Here is a 22,474-nt window from a genome sequence, read left to right as displayed (position 1 = left end):
CCCCCAGCTCACCGACGAGATCAAGACCCGCAAGGGCTGACCCTCCCGGCACCACACCACAAGGCCCCCGCGACCACACCGGACGCGGGGGCCCCGCCATACCCCGACGCAACTCCCGCCCCGTCCAGCGGGACTCGTCGGACCGCCGCTGCGCCGCCGCCACCACGTTGCCACCCCCTGACGGCCCCCTTCGGTTCAAGATGGGAGCAAGGGCCCGAACCCGGGCGATACGGCGCCGAGGGGTGTTGACCAGCTGGTACACCGGCGATAACTTCACCATACGGATTAGTGATTCCGTGCAGTGGAAATATGGAGGGCTGGGAATGGGTCAGCAGGAGAAGGTGGCAACGAGCCTCGCAGGCGCGGTGAGCGAGGGCATCAGCGCCTCCCTCGCACCGGTCGACGCCGAGCTGGAGCGCCGCTACCCGGGCGACCCCGGAACCCGACAGCCTGTCCACACCGTCTACGTCCCGGGCGACGCCTTCACCGCCGGCACCATCCGCTCCTGGGGCGACCGGGCCATCGCCGCCCTCGACGAACACGCCCCGGACGCCGCGTCCTTCGCCGCCGTCCTCGGCCTGTCCGACGACCTCGCCGGGCCCGTCTACGAGCGCGTGCGCGCCAAGCTGGAGCGCGAGCCGGTGGAGGACCTCCGCATCGACTTCGAGGACGGCTACGGCAACCGCCCCGACGCCGAGGAGGACGAGGCCGCGGCCCGAGCCGCACGCCTGGTCCACGAGGCGTACGCCGACGGCACCGCGGCCCCGTACATGGGCATCCGCATGAAGTGCATGGAGGCCCCGGTCCGCGACCGCGGCATCCGCACCCTCGACATCTTCCTCACCGGGCTCGTGGAGGCCGGCGGCCTGCCGGACGGGCTCGTCCTCACCCTCCCCAAGGTGACGTACGCCGAGCAGGTCACCGCGATGGTCCGGCTCCTGGAGGAGTTCGAGAAGGCCCGCGGGCTGGAGCCCGGCCGGATCGGGTTCGAAATCCAGATCGAGACCAGCCAGTCCATCCTCGCCACCGACGGCACCGCGACCGTCGCGCGGATGATCCAGGCCGCCGAGGGCCGCGCCACAGGACTGCACTACGGCACCTTCGACTACAGCGCCTGCCTCGGCGTCAGCGCCGCCTACCAGGCCAGCGACCACCCGGCCGCCGACCACGCCAAGGCGATCATGCAGGTCGCGGCCGCCGGCACCGGTGTGCGGGTCTCCGACGGCTCGACCAACGTCCTGCCCATCGGCCCGACCGCGCAGGTCCACGAGGCCTGGCGGCTCCACTACGGCCTCACCCGCCGGGCCCTGTCCCGTGCCTACTACCAGGGCTGGGACATGCACCCCGGCCACATCCCCACGCGGTACGCCGCCGTCTTCGCCTTCTACCGCGAGGGCTTCGAGAAGGCGGCCGCGCGTCTGTCCGCCTACGCCAACCGCGCGGGCGGCGACGTCATGGACGAGCCCGCCACCGCCAAGGCGCTCAGCGGCTACCTGCTGCGCGGTCTTGACTGCGGAGCCCTCGACATCGGCGAGGTCGCCCGCCTCACCGGCCTGACCCGTGCCGACCTGGAGAACTTCGCGGCCCCCCGCCGCGCCGACCTCACCGTCTCCGCCAAGTAGCCCACCTGACCCGGACGGTCGCACCCGTCCTGCATCTGTATGCCCTGCCCTGGGCTGTCCCAGGGCAGGGAGGGCGGCGTCTCCGGGGCACCGCACGGCGCGGGCGCCCGTGAACCGCCGCGCCTGAGCGGCCGGTCCGGTCATCTCCCGCTCCGGTGATCCAGTCGTCCCGGCACCGGAGCACAGGACCTGACGGATCACCGGATCCGGCGAGGAACCGTCAAGCGGCGGGCGGGAGTTCGCCCGAGCCCCGGGTGATCAGCCGCGTCGGCAGCACCATGCTCTCCGGGACGAGCGGCGCTCCGTCGAGGCGGCGGAAGAGCCGTTCGGCGGCCGCGCGTCCGAGCTGGGCGGCGTCCTGGGCGACGACGGTGACGCCCGGGCGCAGCAGATCCGCGAGTTCGAAGTCGTCGAAGCCGACGAGGGCGGTGCGCTGCTCATGTTCCGCGAGCACCCGGACGACCGTGACGGTCACACGGTTGTTCCCGGCGAAGACCGCCGTGACGGGGTCGGGGCCGGAGAGCATCGCTTCCGTGGCCCGGCGGACGCGTTCGGGATCGGTCGGGCCGAGGGACATCCAGCTCTCCTCGACCGGGATGCCCGCGTCGTCCATGGCCGCGCGGTAGCCACGCAGACGCTCCGCCGCCGTGTGGATGCGCGGCTGGTCGCCGATGAAGCCGATGCGGCGGTGGCCGTGGGCGATGAGGTGCGCGACACCGTCGCGCGCCCCGCCGAAGCTGTCGGACATGACCACGTCCGCGTCGATCCGGCCCGCGGGCCGGTCGACGAAGACGGTGGCCACGCCCGCCCTGATCTCCGGCTCCAGATAGCGGTGGTCGTCACCGGCCGGAATGACCACCAGCCCGTCCACCCGCCGGGCGCACAGCGCGAGCACCAGTTCCTGTTCGCGGTCGGGATCCTCCGCGCTGGAGCCGTTGATCAGCAGCGCCCCGTGCGCGCGGGCGACCTCCTCGACGGCGCGGCTCAGCGGGCCGTAGAACGGGTCGGCCAGGTCCTCCAGGACCAGCCCGATGCTCGCGGTACGGCCCTTGCGCAGCACACGGGCGCTGTCGTTGCGGCGGAAGCCGAGCGCCTCGATGGCCTCCTGGACACGGTGCTCCGTGTCGGGCGTGACTCCCGGCTCGCCGTTGACCACGCGCGAGACCGTCTTCAGGCCGACCCCGGCACGCGCGGCGACGTCCTTCATGGTCGGACGATTGCCGTAGCGGCTCCCCGCTCGCCGTGCGGTCTCTGCCACGATCTGGTGTCCCCTGTCCTGCCGTTGTCCCACTACTGTTCAACCGACGCCGAATTCCTCGATGATATGAGGATGTGGCGTCGAGCATAGAGCCTGGACAACGTTGTCAGACGCGAGGCAGACTGTCCAGACACTCTCCGTCACCGGGCCTCGGCCGGGGCGGCGACCTGCCTTCCATCTGGAGATCTCACGCTGATGCAGACCGACCTCGTCACCGCGCTGGACATCGGTGGCACCAAGATCGCGGGAGCCCTGGTGGACAGTGACGGCCGGATACTGGTGCGGGCGCAGCGCCCGACTCCGGCGAAGGAGGACGGCGACACCGTGATGGGCGCCGTGGAGCAGGTGCTCGGGGAGCTGAAGTCCTCGCCGTTGTGGACGCGGGCGCGCGCGGTCGGTATCGGCAGCGCCGGGCCCGTGGATGCGTCGACGGGGACGGTGAGCCCGGTGAACGTCCCTGGCTGGCGCGACTTCCCGCTCGTCGAACGGGTACGGGCCGCGACCGCCGGGCTGCCCGTCGAACTGGTCGGTGACGGGGTGGCGATGACGGCGGCCGAGCACTGGCAGGGCGCCGCGCGCGGCCACGCCAACGCGCTCTGCATGGTCGTGTCGACCGGTGTCGGCGGCGGGCTCGTCCTCGGCGGCCGACTGCATCCGGGCCCGACCGGCAACGCCGGGCACATCGGCCACATCAGCGTGGACCTCGACGGCGACCCCTGCCCGTGCGGCGCGCGCGGTTGCGTCGAACGCATAGCGAGCGGGCCGAACATCGCCCGGCGGGCCCTGGACGCGGGGTGGCGCCCCGGACCCGACGGCGACATCTCGGCCGAGGCGGTCGCCGAGTCGGCCCGTGCGGGCGACCCGCTCGCCGTCGCCTCCTTCGCGCGCGCGGCGCAGGCCCTCGCCGCGGGCATCGCGGCGACGGCGACCCTCGTGGAGATCGACATCGCCGTCATCGGCGGGGGAGTGGCCAAGGCGGGAGATGTCCTGTTCGCGCCCCTGCGCAGGTCCCTGCGCGACTACGCCACGCTGTCCTTCGTACGCCGTCTCACCGTGGCACCCGCGCTGATGGGCACGGACGCCGGGCTCGTGGGCGCGGCCGCCGCGGCGCTGCACGGCCGCGGCAGCTCCGCGACGGCGAGACTGGCGGGCTGACCGCCACCCCGGCGCGGCGAATCGGGGGCCCGCGCTGCGAGCCGGCGCGCGCACTGCGTGCCGTGGGTGAGCGAGCGCCTGTGCCGCCTGCCGCGGGTGAGGCGGGCGCCCGTTCTGCATGCCGACGGCGAGGCGGGCGGCTGCCCTGGGCCGGTGCTCTGCGAGCCCCTGCCCGGCCGGACCGGCCGGGCAGGGGCCCGCTCCGCACGCCGGGCTCAGCACACGAGCTTCGCGTCCGCCCAGTCCGCGTGGTCGGAGTCGATGCCGTCGCCGCCGTCGGTGACGACGAGGCGGACCACCCGCGCGCCCGACACGTCGGCCGACACCGGCCGGCCCGGCATCGCGTTGGTGAGGACGTCCGTCGAGGCCGCCTTCCTGCCGTCGGCCCAGATCTCGAAGGCGACGGTGCCCTTGTCGCCCTTCTCGTCGTCGACACCGACCTCGGCGGTGACCTTGGTGCAGGCGCCGCCCGTGTAGTAATCGACGGCGCTGTCGGCGTGCACACCGAGCCCGTGGGCGTACACGGTCCCGCCGACGGTGATCGGGTGCCCGTCGCCCGCCGAGCTCTCGCCGTTGCTGGTATTCCGCTCGACCGGGCCCCACCCGCTGCTCGCCGACATCCACGGCAGATCACCGAGGTACGAGGTGCCCGTGGGCGGTGCCACGACGACGCTCGCCCGCAGCGGCACCGTGGTGTCCGCCCGCACCCCGCCCGGCGATCGGTACGTGGCCTTCAGCGTCAGGTCGTACGCACCCGTGGCCGCGCCGGCGGGTGCGGCCACCCGCCAGGCCGTGGCCAGGGACCTGCCGGTGGGCACGGTCCGCGCGGTGGTCGGCGACGCGGCCCTGATCCGCCAGCCTGCCGGTCCGGTGAGGGCGACGGACACGTTCTTCGCGGGCGTCCGGCCGAGGTCGGTGGCCCGGGTCGTCAGGGTCGTCTCCTTGCCCGCCTCGGTGAGCGGTGCCTGGTCGACCCCGAGTTCGACGGCCGGAGGGTTGGCGCCCCACTTGCCGTCGGCGGACACGCGCAGCAGCACGGTGCCGTGCGCGGGCACGGTCGCCGCGATGGTGCCCGCCGTGTTGAAGCTCTTGTGCTGCCACAGATCGCGGAGCGTGTAGGCGTCGGCGTCCGGAAGGCCCACCGCCTCGGCGGTCGTCGCGATCCGCTGCGCGCCGCCGGTCTCGTTGAACAGGGCCACCGTACGGCTGCCGTCCTGCATCTCCTTGACGACGACCCAGCGCCCGTTCTCCGAGGTGAGGACGGCGCCCTGCCTGCCCAGCGGGTCCTGGTCGACCGCGATGACCTCACGATTGCCGAGGATGTCGAAGGTGGCGTCGGAGGCCTTGCGCAGATCCGAGCCGATGAGCAGCGGCGCGGCCATGACCGACCACAGGGAGAAGTGGGTGCGGTACTCGGTGTCCGTCATTCCGCCGTTGCCCACTTCGAGCATGTCGGGGTCGTTCCAGTGGCCCGGCCCCGCGTACCGCGCGAGCGGCAGGTTCTGTTTGACGATCGACAGCATGGATCCCCAGCTGTCGCCGATGTCTCCGGTGGTACGCCACAGTTGGCCCACGCCCGGTGCCCATTCCCAGGGCTTGTTCTCGCCCCATTCGCAGATGCTGTAGACGATCGGGCGGCCGGTGGCCCTGAGGGCGTCCCGCATGGTCGTGTACCGCTTCTTCGCGTCCACGCCCTGGTTGTTGCAGTTGTCGTACTTGAGGTAGTCGACGCCCCAGTCGGCGAACTGCCGGGCGTCGCTGTACTCGTGACCGAGGGCGCCGGGAAATCCCGCACTGTTGCAGGTCTTTGTCCCGGCACTGGTGTAGATGCCGAGCTTCAGGCCCTTTGCGTGGACGTAGTCGGCGACGGCCTTGATGCCGTTCGGGAACCGCGCCGGATCGGGGACGAGCCTGCCGTCCGCGTCCCGCTGCGGAAGCGCCCAGCAGTCGTCGAGATTGACGTAGAGGTAGCCCGCGTCTTTGAGTCCTTTCGCCACGAAGAGGTCGGCGATTCCCTTCACCATCGACTCGTTGAACTCCGCCCGGCAGTTCGTCGAGTTCCAGTTGTTGAAACCCATCGGCGGGGTCGGCGCAAGCCCGTCGTCCGCGGTGGGTGCGTGCGCGGACGGGGTGGGTGTCCCGCTGTCGTGCGCGGCGGCCGGGGCAGCGAGCCCCCCGGCGCACAGCAGTGCCGTGGCAAGCGCTCCGACCACTCTTCGGCGGGTATTGCGGGTGGAGAGATGACGCATGGTGACGCTCCTCCGTACTCGCGATACATGGGGTGACGGCATGTACGTGACGTCGATGTGCCATGGCGCGCGTTTACGGTAGGCCGTGTTGGACTCTGTTGGAAGAGATGCGGTAACGGTTGACTGAGAGCATGTCGAAACCCTTGACGACGCCCGGGCTTGGCAGTGAGATCCAATCCTCGCGTTCGGTTGTGTTGGGTTGCACCCCGAGGAGGGGGACATGGCACGGTCATCGTTCAACCGCACTGTCCTGCCGCAAGAGGTGACAGGACATCGGATGTCCCGGCGGAGCCTCCTGCGCGGCGCGGCCGTGGGAGCCGGTGCGGTCACGCTTCCCGCGCTGCTCTCCGCCTGCGGTGGCCCCCCGGGCTCCGACGGCAACACGGTCACCGTGGGGTCCAACGCGTCGGACGCCGTACCCAAGGCGGCGTACGCGGCGGCTTTCAAGGCCTACCGCAAGACGTCGGGAAAGACCGTCAAGGTCAACACCCAGGACCACAACGACTTCCAGGAGAACATCAACCGCTATCTCCAGGGCAAGCCGGACGATGTCTTCATGTGGTTCGCCGGATACCGCATGCAGTACTTCGCCCAGAAGGGCCTGCTCGTCGAAATCAGCGACGTCTGGAAGAAGTTCAAGGGTTTCTCGCCGGCCCTGCGGGAGCAGTCCACGCACGACGGCAAACAGTATTTCGTGCCCTACTACTACTATCCGTGGGCCGTCTTCCACCGGAAGAGCCTCTTCCGGCAGAAGGGCTATGAACAGCCCAGGACCTGGGACGACTTCATCGCCCTCGCCAGACAGATGCAGCGGGACGGCAACCCGGTCGCCTTCTGCGACAAGGACGGCTGGCCCGCGATGGGCACCTTCGACTACATCAATCTGCGGGCCAACGGATACGACTTCCACAAGGCGCTCATGGCCGGTGAGAAGTCATGGACCGACCCCAAGGTGAAACATGTCTTCGACCTGTGGCGCGAGCTCATGCCGTACTACCAGAAGGGCGCCCTCGGCCGCACCTGGGAGGAGGCCGGACAGAGCCTCCAGAAGCGCACGACCGCCATGGCCGTCTTCGGCATGCCGCACCCCGGACAGCAGTTCCCCGAGAACGAGCGCGACGACATCGACTTCTTCGCCTTCCCCGAGATCGACCCGCAGTTCGGCCAGGACGCGGTCGAGGCCCCGATCGACGGATTCCTCATCGCCAGGAAGGCGAGAAACGTCGAGGCCGCCAAGGACCTGCTGACCTGGCTCGGCACACCCGGCGCCGAGGACGTCTATCTCGCCGGCGACCCCAACAACATCGCCGTCAACGAAGCCGCCGACACCTCCACGTACAGCGCCCTGCAGAAGAAGTCCGTCGACCTGGTCTCGAACGCCAAGCAGATCTCGCAGTTCCTCGACCGGGACACCCGCCCCGACTTCGCCTCGACCGTCATGATCAAGGCGATCCAGGACTTCATCGCCAACCCCAAGGACGTCGACGGCCTCGTCAACTCCATCGAGCGGCAGAAGAAGACCATCTTCTCGTCGCCCGTCGGCTGACCACCCGGGGGACGACCTTCCGTGCACCTGAACACCGCGCCGCGCGCCGGCCGGCGAGGACCGCGGCGCTTCACCCGCCGCGACCTCGCCGTCATCGGGCTGCTCCTGGGCATACCCGTCCTGCTCGACATCGTCATCGTCTGGGTTCCGACGCTCGCCTCGGTCGGCCTGTCCTTCACCTCATGGGACGGCGTCGGCGACATCCACTGGGTGGGCGGACAGAACTACAGCAACCTGGTCCACAACTATCCCGCGTTCTGGCCCGCCGTCCGGCACAACCTGCTCTGGCTGGCCTTCCTCGGGCTCGTCGCCACACCCTTCGGGCTGTTCCTCGCCGTCCTCATCGACCGCGGCGTCCGCTTCAGCCGCTTCTACCAGTCCACCCTCTACATGCCGGTCGTGCTGTCGCTGGCGGTGGTCGGATTCATCGCCCAGCTCATCCTCGGCACCGATCAGGGGGCACTGAACACGATCCTCGCCCACCACCACGACCCCGTCGACTGGCTCGGCGACGCAGACCTCAACATCTGGATGATCATGCTCGCCGCGGGCTGGCGGCACGTCGGCTACGTGATGATCCTCTACCTGGCCGGCCTCAAGGCCGTCGACCCGGCACTGAAGGAGGCCGCGGCCATCGACGGCGCGAACGAACGCCAGACGTTCCTGCGCATCGTCTTCCCCACCCTGCGCCCCGTCAACGTCATCGTCGGCGTCATCACCGTCATCGAAGCCCTGCGCGCCTTCGACATCGTGTACGCCGTCAACAAGGGCCGCAACGGTCTCGAACTGCTCTCCGTGCTCATCACCGACAACATCATCGGCGAGGCCAGCCGCATCGGCTTCGGCTCCGCCATCGCGGTCGTCCTGCTGACCGTCTCCCTGGGGTTCATCGTGACGTTCCTGGTCCAAGAGCTGCGAGGTGCCCGCGAACCATGACCGCCGACCTCCGGGCCACTGCTGCGGCCACCGCCGCCGGGGCCGAGCCGACCACCGCCCCGCACCGCCGTACCCTCCGCCGCTCACGGCCTCGCCCGCGCGGGCGGACCCCCCTCGGCCGGATCGGTGTGCACGCCTTCCTGCTCACCGTCTCACTCGCCTTCCTCGCCCCCCTGCTGCTCGCGGTCTACGCCTCACTGCGCCCCTACGAGGAAACGGCGCAGTACGGCTACTTCTCCCTCCCCAGACACCTGTCCCTGGACTACTACCGCCGGGCCTACACCGAGTCGGGCATGGGCAGGTACTTCACGAACACACTGATCATCGCGGTCCCGGCCGTCCTGATCACCCTGTTCCTCGCCGCGTTCGTGGCCTTCGCCGTCTCCCGCCTGAGGATCCGCGGCGACATCGTCCTGCTGATCCTCTTCACCGCGGGCAACCTGCTGCCCCAACAGGTCATCGTCACACCGCTCTACGTCCTCTTCAACAGGATCCCGCTGCCCTGGTGGATGTCCGACTCGATGACGATGTACGACTCGTACTGGGCCGTCATCATCGTCAACATCGGCTTCCAGATCGGCTTCTGCATCTTCGTCCTGGCCAATTTCATGCGCACCCTTCCCCAGGAGATCCTGGAGGCGGCGATCGTCGACGGCGTGAGCGTATGGACCCAGTTCCGGCGCATCACGCTGCCCCTGTGCCGCCCCGCCCTGGCGGCCCTGGCCACCCTCGAATTCACCTGGATCTACAACGACTTCCTCTGGGCCCTCATCTTCATCTCCGACCCCGACAAACTCCCCATCACATCGTCCTTGAACAGCCTGCGCGGACAGTTCTTCACGGACTACAACCTGCTCGCGGCGGGATCCGTGCTGGTGGCGCTGCCCACCATCGTCGTCTTCCTGCTCCTGCAGCGGCATTTCATCGCGGGGCTGACGCTCGGATCCACCAAGGGCTGACCAGCCGGGCGGGGTGCCGGCCGCGCGCCGCGGAGCACTCCGTCCGGTGCCGACGGGCTCCCCGCCCGCACGAGCGCGCAGGGCCCCCGACTTCGGCCACGAGAAACCCCCAGGTCACGAGCGGCTCCGCGCCGGACACGACCCGTATGCCGGTGCGTGGACCGGCGGAGCGCTGTTCACGGACCGCAATGTACGCGCGGCGGTATCCATGCCGGTGACGCCGCCCGCCACCGAGGTTCTCCCGCCGCTGCAAAGGGACGTCGTCGCGTGTCCCGCCCGGGCTCCACCACGGCTCGAAGCGGTGGGAAGAATTCCGCACAAGTGGCCTCAACTGCACCTGGTTTCCATGGCAGGGTGTTGCGGGCAAGCCACAGGGGGCCAAATAGAAGAGGGGGAATCGTGATCGTCTGGATCAACGGTGCGTTCGGTGCGGGCAAGACCACGACCGCACGGGAACTGATCGAACTGATCCCGAACAGCACGCTCTTCGACCCCGAGGTCATCGGCGGCGGACTCGGGCACCTGCTGCCGTCCAAGCGCCTCGCCGAGGTGGACGACTTCCAGGACCTGCCGATCTGGCGCCGGCTCGTCATCGACACCGCGGCCGCACTCCTCGCCGAGGTCGGCGGGACGCTGGTGGTCCCCATGACGCTGCTCCGGCAGGAGTACCGTGACGAGATCTTCGGCGGCCTGGCCGCACGCAGGATCTCGGTACGGCATGTCCTTCTCGCACCAGAGGAAACGATCCTGCGGTCGCGCATAGCCACCCGGGAGGTGCCCGAGGACCTCCCGGACGGCGAACTGCGCGTCCGTCAGTGGGCGTACGACCACATCGAGCCCTACCGCGCCGCACTCGCCACCTGGCTCTCCGCCGACGCCCACCGCATCGACACGGGCGACCTCACCCCGTACGAGACGGCCGTCCGGATCAGCGACGCCATCCGCACCGGCGCCGCCGCCGTGAGCGACATCGTGCAGACCCCCGAACCCACCCGCGAGACCGTCGCATCGGGGGTGCTCCTCTTCGACGAGCACGACCGGGTACTGCTGGTCGACCCCACCTACAAGGCGGGGTGGGAGTTCCCCGGCGGCGTCGTGGAGTCCGGTGAGGCGCCCGCACGTGGCGGTATGCGCGAGGTCGCGGAGGAACTGGGCCTCGAACTCACCGACGTCCCCGGACTGCTGGTCGTCGACTGGGAACCGCCCGCGCCCCCCGGCTACGGAGGGCTCCGACTGCTCTTCGACGGCGGCCGCGTGGCCGGCACCGAGGCACAGCGGCTGCTGCTGCCCTGCGCCGAACTGCGCGGATGGCGCTTCGTCACGGAGACGGAAGCGGAACAACTGCTGCCGCCCACCCGCTTCGAACGGCTGCGCTGGGCCCTGCGGGCCCGCGAACGCGGCGTCGTGCTCAACCTGGAGGCCGGGGTCCCGGTGGGCTGAGGCCCCCGGGACCGCCGCGTGGGCCAATCGCGGCCCGCCGCCGTGGTGCCGCGGGCGAGCCGCGCACCGAGTGCCGGGCCGCCCGCGGCCGGGGCGGCACCCGGGCGCCCCGGCCACGGGCAGGCGCCGTGGCCGGGGCGCGCGGGGCCGGCGTGCGACGTCGGGGTACGTCCGAGCGGGACGCACACAACGAATGCGGGCAGGGGTGGGTGAGGGGCGCACGGACGGCTCGTGGTTCGAGCGGGCGTCCGGTGTGTGTCGCCCCCGCGGCACGCCGGGCGACACGCCCACCGCACCGGCTGTCCGGCACACCGGGCGACACGCCGACGCGTGCCCCGCGCCGCCGGCCACGTCGACCGCGTGCCTCGCCACCCGGTACGCCGTCCGGACCTGCCTCGTCGTCCTGGGGCTGCTCGGTGGCGGTGAGGTGTCCCGGGTGCGGCTCAGGGGCTCGCCACCTGGCCCGTAGCCCGGTGTCGGCCTGTCGGCCGGACCGTCGTCCGACCGCGGGGCGGTGGGGCCCGCCGGCGGGGAGCGGACGCCCGCCGTCGTGCCCGGAACCCGGTAGGGGGCGCGGCGGCGCAGACCGCCGCCCTCCCCGCGCGGCCCGCTTCCCGGTGCGTCACCGCACCCTCGCGTGCGGTCACTCGCGTCGGCTCGCGTCGCCGCTATCCCGTGTACCGCCCCGACACGGTGCGCAGCACCTCGTCCGCGTGTTCCGTCACCGGGTCGCCGTGACCGAAGCAGGCCACCTCGGTCTCCAGCGCCGCGAGCTTCGCGAAGGACTCGACGGCGCGCCGCCGGTCCAGGTTGAACACACCGAGCATCACCTGCGCGTCGACCGGCGACGCGGCGATCGCATCGCCGGTGAACAGGACGCCGTGCGCGGGCAGGTGCACGGCGACGCTCCCCTCCGTGTGTCCCGGGGCGTGCACGATCCGGGCGCCGCCGCCGAAGTCGAGGACGTCCCCGTCGTCGAGATCCAGCACCTCGGTGGGCAGCACCGGCTTCTCCGGGCGCGGAGGCATCCTCTGCATCACCTCGTCCCGGATGGGCAGCTCCCACTCCTCGAACACGGGGGCCGGCCCCGGCGCGTCGCCCCGTACGAACGGCGCGTCCAGTCCGTGCGCCAGCACCGTCGCACCACTCAGCGCAGCGAACTCCCCGGCACCGCCGGTGTGATCCTCGTGGAAATGCGTCACCACGATGCGCCGTACGTCCCGGGGGCCGTGCCCCAGAGTGCTGATCGCATCCGCGATCGATGCTCCGGCTCCCGCGGCGCCCGCGTCGATGAGGGTCAACTCGTCTCCGTCGCTCCACAGATACGCCTGCCCGACGGCGAACCGGAGCAGGTGCAGACGCGGAAGCACCTCGATGACATCGATACCGTCCATGCCCCGACGGTAGAAAGGGGTCCCCGCCGACGGCGAGGACACTTCACTGTGGGCGAATCGTTTCAGCCCGGGGCGAAAAGGCGGGCCAGGACCACCGTCAGCGGCCGGCGTAGTTCCGCAGGAACAGCGCTTCCGTGACGGACATCCGCTCCAGCTCGTCCGGAGCGACGCTCTCGTTCACCGCGTGGATCCGGGCCTCCGGCTCGCTCAGCCCGATGAGCAGGATCTCCGCCTCCGGGTACAGGGCCGCGAGCGTGTTGCACAGCGGGATCGAACCGCCCATGCCCGCCGACTGCATCTCCTCACCCGGGTAGGCCACGCTCATCGCCTCGGCCATCGCCGCGTACGCGGGGCTCGTCGTGTCCGCGCGGAACGGCTGACCCGCGCCGACCTGCTCCACCTGGACCCGTGCACCCCAGGGCGTGTGCGTCTCCAGGTGCGACACCAGCAGCTTCGTCGCCTGGACCGCGTCCACGCCCGGCGGCACCCGCAGGCTGATCAGCGCCCGCGCGCTCGCCTGCACCGACGGCGTCGCCCCGACGACCGGCGGGCAGTCGATGCCGAGCACGGTCACGGCCGGGCGCGCCCACACCCGGTCGGCTACCGTGCCGGAGCCGATCAGTTCGACACCGTCGAGCACCTTCGCGTCCTTGCGGAAGTCCTCCTCCGGGTACTGCACGCCGTCCCAGACACCGCCGCCGGCGAGTCCCTCGACCGTCGTCGAGCCGTCCTCGGCCCGCAGCGAGTCCAGCAACCGCACCAGCGCCGCCAGGGCATCGGGCGCGGCGCCGCCGAACTGGCCCGAGTGCAGGTTCCCTTCGAGCGTGTCGATCGAGACCCGTACGAGGGTCATGCCGCGCAGCGTCGCCGTCACCGTGGGCAGCCCGATCCGGAAGTTGCCCGTGTCGCCGATGACGATCGTGTCGGCCCGCAGCAGCTCCGGGTGGCCCTCCGCGTACCGCTCAAGACCGCCCGTGCCCATCTCCTCGGAGCCTTCGGCGATCACCTTGATGTTCACCGGCACACCGCCGTTCGCCTTCAGCGCGCGCAGTGCCAGCAGGTGCATGATGAAGCCGCCCTTGCAGTCCGCCGCACCCCGCCCGTACCAGCGGCCGTCCCGCTCCGTCAGCTCGAAGGGGGGCGTCGTCCAGGCGGCCTCGTCCAGCGGCGGCTGCACGTCGTAGTGCGCGTACAGCAGCACCGTCGGCGCACCCTCCGGACCCGGAAGGAAGCCGTACACCGACTGGGTGCCGTCCGGAGTGTCGAGCAGCGCGACGTCCTGGAAGCCCTCCGCGCGCAGCGCGTCCGCCACCCAGTTCGCCGCGCCCTCGCTCTCGCTCTTCGGGAACTGCGCGAAATCGGCCACCGACTTGAAGGCCACCAGCTCCGCGAGCTCGGCCTTCGCCCTGGGCATCAGCGAAGCGACGGTCTCGGCGATCGGATTCGGCGACATGGGCACGCTCCTTGTGGGTGCGACGTTGTGCATACGGATATGTGTGCGATCCCGGGTGCTTGTGTGCACAGGGCAGGCATGGTGAATCCTCCCATAGCGGGGAGGGGAGGGGGCCGCCGTAGGATGCCTGGGAAAGGTGCGCAAGGCGGCTGGATCGGGAGCGGTAGACCAACGTGAGCAGCGAGAACTCTTCGGACGACGCGCGACAGGTGTGGGACGTCGTCGTGATCGGCGCCGGACCCGCGGGAGCCTCCGCGGCCTACGCGGCGGCGGTCGCGGGACGCAGAGTCCTGCTCCTCGAGAAGGCCGAACTGCCCCGCTACAAGACCTGCGGCGGCGGCATCATCGGTCCCTCGCGCGACGCTCTGCCGCCCGGTTTCGAGCTTCCCGTCCGCGATCGCGTGCACGCGGTCACGTTCTCGCTCGACGGCCGGTTCACGCGCACTCGCCGCTCGCGGCACATGCTCTTCGGGCTCGTCAACCGCCCGGAGTTCGACCAGCAACTCGTGGAGCACGCGCAGAAGGCCGGCGCCGAGCTGCGCACCGGTGTGACGGTGTCCCGGGTGGAACAGCACGGCCCCGGTGTACCGGACCGCCGCACGGTCGCAATCGTCCTCCAGGGCGGTGAGACCGTCCTGGCCCGTGCCGTCGTCGGCGCGGACGGCAGCGCCAGCCGCATAGGGGCGCACGTCGGCGTCAAGCTCGACCAGGTCGATCTGGGCCTGGAGGCGGAGATCCCGGTGCCCGAGACCGTGGCGGAGGACTGGCGCGGCCGTGTCCTCATCGACTGGGGACCCATGCCCGGCAGTTACGGCTGGGTCTTCCCCAAGGGCGACACGCTGACCGTCGGTGTCATCTCGGAGCGCGGCGACGGCGCGGCCACCAAGCGGTACTTGGAGGACTTCGTCGCCCGGCTCGGTCTCTCCGGATTCGAGCCGGCCATCTCCTCGGGACATCTCACGCGGTGCCGCAGCGAGGACTCGCCGCTGTCGCGCGGCCGGGTGCTGGTGTGCGGCGACGCGGCAGGTCTGCTGGAGCCCTGGACCCGTGAGGGCATCTCCTTCGCGCTGCGGTCCGGCCGGCTCGCGGGGGAGTGGGCGGTGCGCATCGCCGAGTCCCACGACGCGGTGGACACACGCCGCCAGGCCCTCAACTACGCCTTCGCGATCAAGGCGGGCCTCGGCATCGAGATGGGCGTCGGGAAGCGGATGCACACGGTCTTCCGCCGGCGGCCCGGGGTGCTGCACGCGGCGCTCACCGGGTTCCGGCCCGCCTGGAAGGCGTTCGCGCGCATCACCCGCGGATCGACGTCGCTCGGCGAGATCGTCCGCACGCACCCGGTGGCGCACCGGGCGCTCTCGGCCCTCGACAAGTGACCCCCCGGGGCGTGGCGGCCGGGGAGCCGGCCGCCGGCGCCGCACGGGCGGCCGACCGGCTGATCAGTCCTCGACGGTGATCCGGAACACCGGGTGGTCCTGCGCCGCGGCGAGCAGTTCCTCGTCGCCGGACTGTGCGGTCACGCCCTTGAAGTAGTCCTTGACCTGCCAGCCCCAGCGTTCCAGATAGGCACGGAGCACCTGCGGCTTCTCCGCGTCCGGGATCTCGGTGGCGGTGAACGTGCGGACCTTGCGGCCCACCCGCAGCTCGCCGCCGCCGGCCGCCCGCATGTTGCGCACCCACTGGGAGTGGCCGCGCACCGACACCAGGTACTGCGCGCCCTCGAACGGGTGCGGGTTGACCGGGATGCGCTGCATCTGCCCGCTGCTGCGGCCCCGGACCGAGAGCTCGGCGGAGCCCTGCAGGCTGATGCCGAGGCGGGCGAGCCTGGCGACGAGGCTGTTCATGCGGATCGCGAAGGGGCTGGCGTGGAAGTAGTACGGCTGCGACATGGTGACTCCCGGTCCGTGGTGGGTGACGCAGGTGCGTGACGCCGTGCGAGATGCCGTGGTGCGGGTCGGCGCTTGACCCTTTCGGAGAGCACTGCTCTCGCTCGTGAACAGTCTGCACGGGTTCGGTGACGAAAGGCAAGAGCACTGCTCTCGAAAGTTGTCGCTGCTCTTGATTGTGTGCACCGCTCTCTGGGCGTGGCAGACTGCTCGTATGAGCACCCACCGTGGAGCACGCGCCCGAGCCCGTATCGAAGTCACCGCAGCCATCAAGGACGAGGCGCGCAGACAGCTGGCGGCCGAAGGCGCCGCGAAGCTGTCGCTGCGCGCGGTGGCCCGGGAGCTGGGGATGGTGTCCTCCGCGCTGTACCGCTACTTCCCCAGCCGTGACGACCTGTTGACGGCGCTCATCATCGACGCCTACAACTCCCTCGGTGAGGCCGCCGAGACCGCGCACGCCCCCGTCGCCGAGGAGCGGCCCGCGCGGCGCTGGACCGCGGTGTGCACCGCGGTCCGCACCTGGGCGCTGGAGCACCCCCATGAGTACGCGCTGATCTACGGCTCCCCGGTCCCCGGCTACTCCGCCCCCGAGTCGACCATCCCCGCCGCCGCCCGTGTCGGACTCCTGCTCATCGACATCCTCCGCGAGGCCCGGCGGGGCAGCGGCGTCGAGCCGGCCCCCCTGCCCGACCGGCTGCGCCCCGAGGCGGAACGGATGGCCGACAGCCTGGCCCCCGATCTGCCGCCCGAGACGGTCACGGCGCTCGTCGCCGCATGGGCGCAGCTGTACGGCCTGGTCGGCTTCGAGGTGTTCGGACAGTTCACGAACGTGGTGGAGGACCGGGAGGCGTTCTTCGAGCACGCCGTCGCCCGGCTCGCCCACGGGGTGGGCCTCCCGCTACTCCCCGGGGAGTACACCTGATCACCACGTTCGGCTGACGCCGCGGGACCCCGCGGCGGTCTAGCGTGACCGTCATGGACGAGCAGCGCGTTCGCGGCGCCGGCGGCCCTCCCGTGGCGCCGCGCGGACCGGGCGAGGGTGCCGTGGCATCACACCCGCCGGGCAGGGACTCCGTGGTCCCGGGCGGCCCGGGCGCGGGGTCCCGGGCGACACACCCGCCGGGCGACGAGCCGTGGTGGCCGGCACCGAGGTGGCGGCACGGGCCGCCGTGGCTCGGCCGCCCGGACGACGAGGACGAGGGCGCCGCGGGGTGGCCGTGGGTGTCGACATTGTTCATCACCGCCTTCGTCGTCATCGGCACCACCTTCTCCGCGCGCGGCCAGCACACCCGGGCCCCGCTGGACGTCCTCGCCTATGTCCTCCTGTTCGCAGGCAGTGCCCTGCTGCTGTGGCGCAAGCGCCACCCCGTGCCGGTCGCGTACGGCACCGCAGCGGCGGCTGCGCTGTACCTCGCCGCCGGATACCCGTACGGCCCGGTGTTCGTGACCGTCGTGGTCGGCTCCTTCAACGCGATCGTGACCGGGCACCGCAAGGCGGGCTGGTCGGCCGTCGCCCTCTTCTGGGCGGCGCATGCGCTGGTCGGCCACTGGCTCTACCCCTGGCTGCCGCCGGCGCACGATGCCGGCGGGACCTGGACGCAGGAGACGTTCATCGCCGCCTGGGTCGCGGCGATCATCGCCGTGTCCGAACTCGCCCGGGTGCGCCGCGAGCAGTGGGTGCGGGAGCGGGCCGAGCGGGCCCAGGCGGCGCGGCGCCGCGCCGACGAGGAGCGGCTGCGGATCGCCCGCGAACTCCACGACGTACTGGCCCACAGCATCTCCGTCATCAACGTCCAGGCGGGCGTCGGACTCGCCCTGCTCGACTCCGATCGGGAGCAGGCCCGCACCGCGCTCACCACCATCAAGGCGGCCAGCAAGGAGGCGTTGGGCGAGGTGCGGCAGGTCCTCGACACCCTGCGCACGCCGGGTGACGCGCCCCGCGCGCCCGCCCCCGGGCTCGACCGGGTGCCCGAGCTCGTGGACCAGGCGGCCGGCGCCGGGCTGGGCGTCGACGTCACCGTCGAGGGCACGCAGGTGCGGCTGCCCCCGGGCACCGACCTGGCCGCGTTCCGCATCGTCCAGGAGGCGCTGACGAACGTCGTACGCCACTCGGGCTCACGGCACGCGCGCGTACTGCTGCACTACGAGGAGGGGACGCTGCGGCTGCGCATCGACGACGACGGGCCCGCGACCGGGGCGGATGCCGGCGGCAGCGGGAACGGCCTGGCCGGGATGAGGGAGCGCGCCGCCGCGCTCGGTGGCACCATCGAGGCGGGTCCGCGCCCGGGCGGCGGATTCCGGGTGCTGGCCGAACTGCCGCTCGCCGAGGACCGCTGAACTGCCGTGGCGTTCCCTGGAGCGTGCGCGGAGGGACGAGCACCGACCGTACCGGAGGGGGCGCCCGCCCCCGGGAGCGACCGAGGAGGACCGTTGATCCGCGTACTGCTCGCCGACGACCAGTCGTTGGTCAGGGCCGGCTTCAAGGCGCTGCTCGACGCGCAGCCGGACATCGAGGTGGCCGCGGAGGCCTCCGACGGCGAGGAAGCCCTGGTCCTGGTGCGGGAACTGCGTCCGGACGTCGTCCTGATGGACATCCGCATGCCGCGGCTCGACGGGCTCGCCGCGACCCGCCGCATCACCGAGGACGCCGACCTGGCTGCGGTGAAGGTCGTCATGCTCACCACGTTCGAACTCGACGAGTACGTCTTCGAGGCGATCCGCTCGGGTGCCTCCGGCTTTCTGGTCAAGGACACCGAGCCCGACGAACTGCTGCGCGCGGTCCGGGCGGTCGTGCAGGGTGACGCGCTCCTGTCGCCGGGCGTGACGCGACGGCTCATCGCCGAGTTCGCGGCCCGGTCCAAGGAACCCGCGGCCGAGGGTTCCCTCGGCGAACTCACCGAGCGCGAGCGCGAGGTGATGGCCCTCGTCGGCATCGGTCTGTCCAACGAGGAGATCGCCCGCCGACTGGTCGTCAGCCCCTTGACCGCCAAGACCCACGTGAGCCGCACCATGGTGAAGCTGGGCGCCCGCGACCGCGCCCAACTGGTCGTCCTCGCCTACGAATCCGGCCTCGTGCGCCCTGGCTGGCTCGGCTGAGCCGAGGCCTACCGCCGGAAGCGGACCAGGACGGCGACCACCCGTACGGCGAACAGGGCGGCGGCGAGCACGGTCCCGGCGGGGAGCAACAGGCCCCTGACGGGGCGCGGCAGATCGAACAGCAGGGCCGGCCCGGACACCGCCCCGAAGACCACGGCCGCCGCGAACCCCGCGGTGACCAGCGCGTAGACGATCTCGACGGTGACGGCGTCCCGGTCGGCCTGTGTCCGCCGCGCCGAGCCGTGGTCCGCGGCCCCGCCCCTGTGTTCGTGCATCCGTAACCCCCGTACGTCCTTGTGCCCTTGGCTGGCGTCGAGTGTCACAGCCGCGACTCCGGCGGGGCAAGCAGGCACTGCCGGGCGTGCACGATGCGCGGGGCCGCCGGGCGGCGGCCCCGCCGCCGTGGGAGCTCGGCCCGGCCGCCGGTCAGTCGCCCACGGCGACACGCTCGGCGGCTGCGTCCCGCGGCCTGGACGTCGCGATCACGATCGTGGACCCGGCGCGACGGGTGCGCAGACCAGGGAGGCTGATCAGCAGGCCGACGGCCGCGACGACGGTGACCACGACCAGGCCCGGGCGGAAGCTCTCCAGGACCGCCTGCGGGGCGGAACCCCGGTGGGCGTCCGCCGTGACGACCGCCGTCACGATCGCGAGGAAGATCGCGCCGCCGACCTGGATCGAGGTGTTGAGGAGCCCGGACACCATGCCCTGCTCGTCGTCGGGGACGCCGTTCGTGGCCTGGATGTTGAGAGAGGGGAACACCAGGGCGCACGCCGCGCCGAGCAGCAGCATCGACGGCAGCACGACGGCCGCGTACTGCGGGGTCAGGCTGACCCGCAGGAACAGCGCATACGCCAGGACGAGTGCGGTGAAGCCGGCGACGAGCAGCCGCGGCGTGCCGAACCGGTCCACGATCGCCCCCACCTTCGTCGAGGACAGCGCGACCAGTGCACCGGCGGGCAGGAAGGCCAGGGCGGTCTGGAGCGCCGACCAGCCGAGCAGGGTCTGCATGTACTGCGTCACCAGGAACTGGAAGCCGACGTACGAACCGAAGAACGTCATCGCGCCCAGTTGCGCCCGGACCTGGGGGCCCGAGCGCAGAACGCCCAGCCGGACGAGCGGGCTCGCGGTGCGCCGCTCGATCGTCACGAACACGGCAAGCAGCACGGCGACGGCCAGGAACGAGAGCAGTGTTCGCGCCGAGCTCCACCCGGCCTGCGGTGCCTGCACGACGGTGAACACCAGCAGCAGCATCGACGCGGTGCCGGTCACGGCGCCCGGCACGTCGTAGCCCCCGCGCTTCTCCTCCCGAGCGGTGTGCGGGATCAGCTTCGTGGCGGCGATCAGTGCGACGACGGCGATCGGCGCGGGCAGCAGCATCGTGTAGCGCCAGCTGGCCTCGGTGAGCAGGCCGGAGAGCACGAGGCCCATGGAGAAGCCGGTGGCGGCGCAGGTGGTGTAGATGGACAGGGCGCGGTTGCGGACCGGGCCCTCGGCGAACGTCGTGGTGATGATCGACAGACCGGCGGGAGCGGTGAATGCGGCGCTGAGCCCCTTGATGAACCGGCTCGCGATCAGCAGCGGCCCGGAGTCGACGAGACCGCCGAGCAGTGAGGCGACCGCGAAGACGCCGAGGGCGATCAGGAAGACCCGGCGGCGGCCCAGCAGGTCGGCGGCACGTCCGCCGAGGAGCAACAGCCCGCCGTATCCGAGGATGTAGCCGCTGACGATCCACTGGAGGGTCGAGGTGGACAGGTGGAGTTCGGAGCCGATGGAGGGCAGGGCGACACCGACCATCGACACGTCGAGCGCGTCCAGGAACATCGCGGCGCACAGCACCAGCAGGGCACCCCAGAGGCGGGGCGTCCAGCGCTGCTGGTCCGGTGTCGGTGGAGTGGTGGTGAGCGGAGAGGTCATGCGCCGCACACTACATGCACATGCATTCAATGCAAACGCATTTAATTCCGATGCAACAATGTGGCGGTTTCTGCTACGGTGCGGGCATGGCGGCGAAGAATGCCGAGCATGTGCTCGTGGATCAATGGCGGGACATCCTCGCGGTGCACGCCCGCACCATGTGCGAACTCGACCGCGAACTGCATCGGCACGGCCTGGGCGCCAGCGACTTCGAGGTCCTCGACGTGCTCGCGGAGGGCGTGGCCGAGGACGGCGGATGTTCCTACCGCGTCCAGGAGATCGCCGGCCGCGTCCATCTGAGCCAGAGCGCCCTGTCCCGCCTGATCGGCCGGCTCGAGAAGGACGGCCTCGTCGAACGCGGCATGTGCGAGGAGGACCGCAGGGGGGTGCGCGTCCTGCTCACGCCCAAGGGGCGCGCGCTGCACGCGGAGGTCCTGCCGCTCCAGCGTGCGGTGCTGACGCGAATGCTGACGGGCGACGACGGCGTCTCCTGACGAGGGGGCGTCGCCCCCTGCGCGGCGGACGGCCGGTGCCGGCTCGCCCGGACCGCCGACGCCGGGGGTCGTCGGGGCCGGAAATCCTCAGCTCCAGGTGACCGCGGAGCGCTCGAGCCACAGCTCGGCGAGACGCGCGTCGCCGTCCACCCGAGGAAACGGCGACCTGTTCCACAGGGCCGGATAGAGCCGCCCCGCCGGCCCGGTCAGCTGGCAGTCCGCGTCGCCGACGGCGTTCCGCTCGGTGCGCGGACGCTCGTCGGGCGTCAGCCGTACGGTCCACACGGCGTCCGTGTCCGTCGCCCGCACCCGCAGCACGCGTGGCCCTTCCTGCGTACGCACCCGGCTCGACGACCGCCCGTGGAAACCGGTCAGCAACTCGTCGATGCCGTCCACGGCGAATGCCGTGCCGATCCCGGAGAACGTCCCGCCGAGTGCCGACTCCGCGTCGATCCGGTGAATCGTCGTCTCGTGCGCCTGCCGCCGCGCCCAGAAGCCGAGCGGGGACGGGGCGGGCAGGAACGTCCAGCACTCGACGTCGGCCGGTGCCGTGTCCAGCGTGTCGACGAGCGTCGCGTGCCCTTCCCGGAACCACGCGAGCAGCTCCGCGCCGTCCAGGTCCGGCTGTCCGGCGTCGGGGTGGTGGCGGGTGAGCCCCTCCGCGACGAACGCGGTGGCCCAGCGGTGCACCATCCCGGTGTGCCGCAGCAGATCGCGCACCGCCCAGCCGGGGCAGGTCGCCACCTCGGCGTCCGTCCCCGCCTCCTGCGCCGTGCGGGCCAGCAACTGCCCCTCGCGGTCGAGGCATTGGACGAGCTCGTCGATCTCCAGCGGCTCCAAGGGCTCCATGAGCCGATTGTGCCCGAAGTTCCCCGGCCCGGGATCGGCGCTGCTGCCGTGCCGTGCCTGCCCCGGTTCGGACCTGCGACTGGACCTGCATCGGGGCCGGGCCGCCGTCGGGGCCGGACCCGTGGCTAGGTGTGCTGTCCGGACAGGTTGGTGACGCGGCTGGCTGGGGTGTGGCCGCTGATTCCGGTGTGGGGTCGGTGGTAGTTGTACCAGTCCAGCC

At 71.4% G+C, this 22,474-nt stretch carries 19 protein-coding genes; 11 read left to right on the top strand and 8 right to left on the bottom strand.

Translation table 11 applies throughout. The annotated features are described in order from the left end of the window. The first annotated feature begins 323 nt into the window (after positions 1-323). On the top strand, positions 324-1,622 hold the full coding sequence (locus ACWCP6_RS36085) for a DUF6986 family protein (protein WP_450936885.1): 1,299 nt from the start codon (positions 324-326) through the stop codon (positions 1,620-1,622). Between the two features lie 220 nt (positions 1,623-1,842). Here ACWCP6_RS36085 and ACWCP6_RS36080 read toward each other — a convergent pair whose 3' ends face one another. Further along, the gene (locus ACWCP6_RS36080) at positions 1,843-2,880 is read right to left on the bottom strand and encodes a LacI family DNA-binding transcriptional regulator (RefSeq protein ID WP_450936884.1); all 1,038 of its coding nucleotides are present in this window, start codon (positions 2,878-2,880) and stop codon (positions 1,843-1,845) included. A gap of 195 nt (positions 2,881-3,075) precedes the next feature. Between ACWCP6_RS36080 and ACWCP6_RS36075 the strand changes: the two genes are divergently transcribed. Beyond that, on the top strand, positions 3,076-4,035 hold the full coding sequence (locus tag ACWCP6_RS36075) for an ROK family protein (protein ID WP_450936883.1): 960 nt from the start codon (positions 3,076-3,078) through the stop codon (positions 4,033-4,035). 215 nt (positions 4,036-4,250) lie between these two features. Here ACWCP6_RS36075 and ACWCP6_RS36070 read toward each other — a convergent pair whose 3' ends face one another. Next, positions 4,251-6,284, bottom strand: a complete 2,034-nt coding sequence (locus ACWCP6_RS36070) for an NPCBM/NEW2 domain-containing protein (protein WP_450936882.1) — start codon at positions 6,282-6,284, stop codon at positions 4,251-4,253. Positions 6,285-6,561: 277 nt separating this feature from the next. Between ACWCP6_RS36070 and ACWCP6_RS36065 the strand changes: the two genes are divergently transcribed. The 4 genes from ACWCP6_RS36065 (at position 6,562) to ACWCP6_RS36050 (ending at position 11,165) form a co-directional block, all read left to right on the top strand. Continuing rightward, positions 6,562-7,830 carry an ABC transporter substrate-binding protein gene (locus ACWCP6_RS36065; protein WP_450936888.1) on the top strand — a complete coding sequence of 423 codons (1,269 nt, stop codon included), beginning with the start codon at positions 6,562-6,564 and terminating at the stop codon, positions 7,828-7,830. A 21-nt stretch (positions 7,831-7,851) separates the two neighbouring features. Then, entirely contained in the window at positions 7,852-8,766 is a 915-nt protein-coding gene (locus tag ACWCP6_RS36060; RefSeq protein ID WP_450936881.1) for a carbohydrate ABC transporter permease, read from the top strand. Beyond that, on the top strand, positions 8,763-9,725 hold the full coding sequence (locus tag ACWCP6_RS36055; protein ID WP_450936880.1) for a carbohydrate ABC transporter permease: 963 nt from the start codon (positions 8,763-8,765) through the stop codon (positions 9,723-9,725). Before ACWCP6_RS36060 ends, ACWCP6_RS36055 begins: the two co-directional genes overlap by 4 nt. A 396-nt stretch (positions 9,726-10,121) precedes the next feature. Continuing rightward, complete coding sequence (locus ACWCP6_RS36050) at positions 10,122-11,165, top strand: NUDIX hydrolase (protein ID WP_450936887.1); 1,044 nt, start codon at positions 10,122-10,124, stop codon at positions 11,163-11,165. A 668-nt stretch (positions 11,166-11,833) separates the two neighbouring features. Here ACWCP6_RS36050 and ACWCP6_RS36045 read toward each other — a convergent pair. Together ACWCP6_RS36045 and ACWCP6_RS36040 are read right to left on the bottom strand one after the other, a co-directional pair. After that, positions 11,834-12,550: an MBL fold metallo-hydrolase gene (locus ACWCP6_RS36045; RefSeq protein ID WP_450936886.1), complete on the bottom strand. Its 717-nt coding sequence runs from the start codon at positions 12,548-12,550 to the stop codon at positions 11,834-11,836. 106 nt (positions 12,551-12,656) lie between these two features. Continuing rightward, positions 12,657-14,012, bottom strand: coding sequence for a M20/M25/M40 family metallo-hydrolase (locus ACWCP6_RS36040; protein WP_450936879.1), 1,356 nt, complete (start codon positions 14,010-14,012; stop codon positions 12,657-12,659). A gap of 173 nt (positions 14,013-14,185) precedes the next feature. Here ACWCP6_RS36040 and ACWCP6_RS36035 point away from each other — a divergent pair, with 173 nt between their 5' ends. Further along, a complete protein-coding gene (locus tag ACWCP6_RS36035; RefSeq protein WP_450936878.1) occupies positions 14,186-15,388 on the top strand; it encodes a geranylgeranyl reductase family protein in 1,203 nt (400 codons plus the stop codon). A 63-nt stretch (positions 15,389-15,451) separates the two neighbouring features. Here the strand turns inward: ACWCP6_RS36035 and ACWCP6_RS36030 are convergent, their stop codons facing one another. Continuing rightward, positions 15,452-15,901 carry a nitroreductase family deazaflavin-dependent oxidoreductase gene (locus ACWCP6_RS36030; protein ID WP_450936877.1) on the bottom strand — a complete coding sequence of 150 codons (450 nt, stop codon included), beginning with the start codon at positions 15,899-15,901 and terminating at the stop codon, positions 15,452-15,454. A 211-nt stretch (positions 15,902-16,112) separates the two neighbouring features. On the opposite strand from ACWCP6_RS36030, the gene ACWCP6_RS36025 reads away from it, so the two are divergent. The 3 genes from ACWCP6_RS36025 (at position 16,113) to ACWCP6_RS36015 (ending at position 18,994) form a co-directional block, all read left to right on the top strand. Next, complete coding sequence (locus ACWCP6_RS36025; RefSeq protein ID WP_450936876.1) at positions 16,113-16,820, top strand: TetR/AcrR family transcriptional regulator; 708 nt, start codon at positions 16,113-16,115, stop codon at positions 16,818-16,820. Positions 16,821-17,119: 299 nt separating this feature from the next. Further along, positions 17,120-18,235 (top strand): sensor histidine kinase, encoded by a 1,116-nt coding sequence (locus ACWCP6_RS36020; protein ID WP_450936875.1) that lies wholly within the window; start codon positions 17,120-17,122, stop codon positions 18,233-18,235. Between the two features lie 93 nt (positions 18,236-18,328). Next, positions 18,329-18,994 carry a response regulator gene (locus tag ACWCP6_RS36015; protein WP_450936874.1) on the top strand — a complete coding sequence of 222 codons (666 nt, stop codon included), beginning with the start codon at positions 18,329-18,331 and terminating at the stop codon, positions 18,992-18,994. An 8-nt stretch (positions 18,995-19,002) separates the two neighbouring features. Here the strand turns inward: ACWCP6_RS36015 and ACWCP6_RS36010 are convergent, their stop codons facing one another. Both ACWCP6_RS36010 and ACWCP6_RS36005 read right to left on the bottom strand, forming a co-directional pair. Beyond that, positions 19,003-19,269: a DUF6332 family protein gene (locus ACWCP6_RS36010; protein ID WP_450936873.1), complete on the bottom strand. Its 267-nt coding sequence runs from the start codon at positions 19,267-19,269 to the stop codon at positions 19,003-19,005. A 151-nt stretch (positions 19,270-19,420) separates the two neighbouring features. Next, a complete protein-coding gene (locus ACWCP6_RS36005; RefSeq protein WP_450936872.1) occupies positions 19,421-20,911 on the bottom strand; it encodes an MFS transporter in 1,491 nt (496 codons plus the stop codon). A gap of 86 nt (positions 20,912-20,997) precedes the next feature. Between ACWCP6_RS36005 and ACWCP6_RS36000 the strand changes: the two genes are divergently transcribed. Beyond that, on the top strand, positions 20,998-21,405 hold the full coding sequence (locus ACWCP6_RS36000; protein WP_450936871.1) for a MarR family winged helix-turn-helix transcriptional regulator: 408 nt from the start codon (positions 20,998-21,000) through the stop codon (positions 21,403-21,405). A gap of 87 nt (positions 21,406-21,492) precedes the next feature. On the opposite strand, the gene ACWCP6_RS35995 is transcribed toward ACWCP6_RS36000, so the two are convergent. Continuing rightward, complete coding sequence (locus ACWCP6_RS35995) at positions 21,493-22,254, bottom strand: maleylpyruvate isomerase family mycothiol-dependent enzyme (protein WP_450936870.1); 762 nt, start codon at positions 22,252-22,254, stop codon at positions 21,493-21,495. Positions 22,255-22,474 lie beyond the last annotated feature (220 nt).

It is taken from the genome of Streptomyces sp. NPDC002004 (assembly GCF_053593975.1).
The sequence above is the reverse complement of the archived record's forward strand: the minus strand, read 5'-3'. Positions and strand labels throughout refer to the sequence as shown.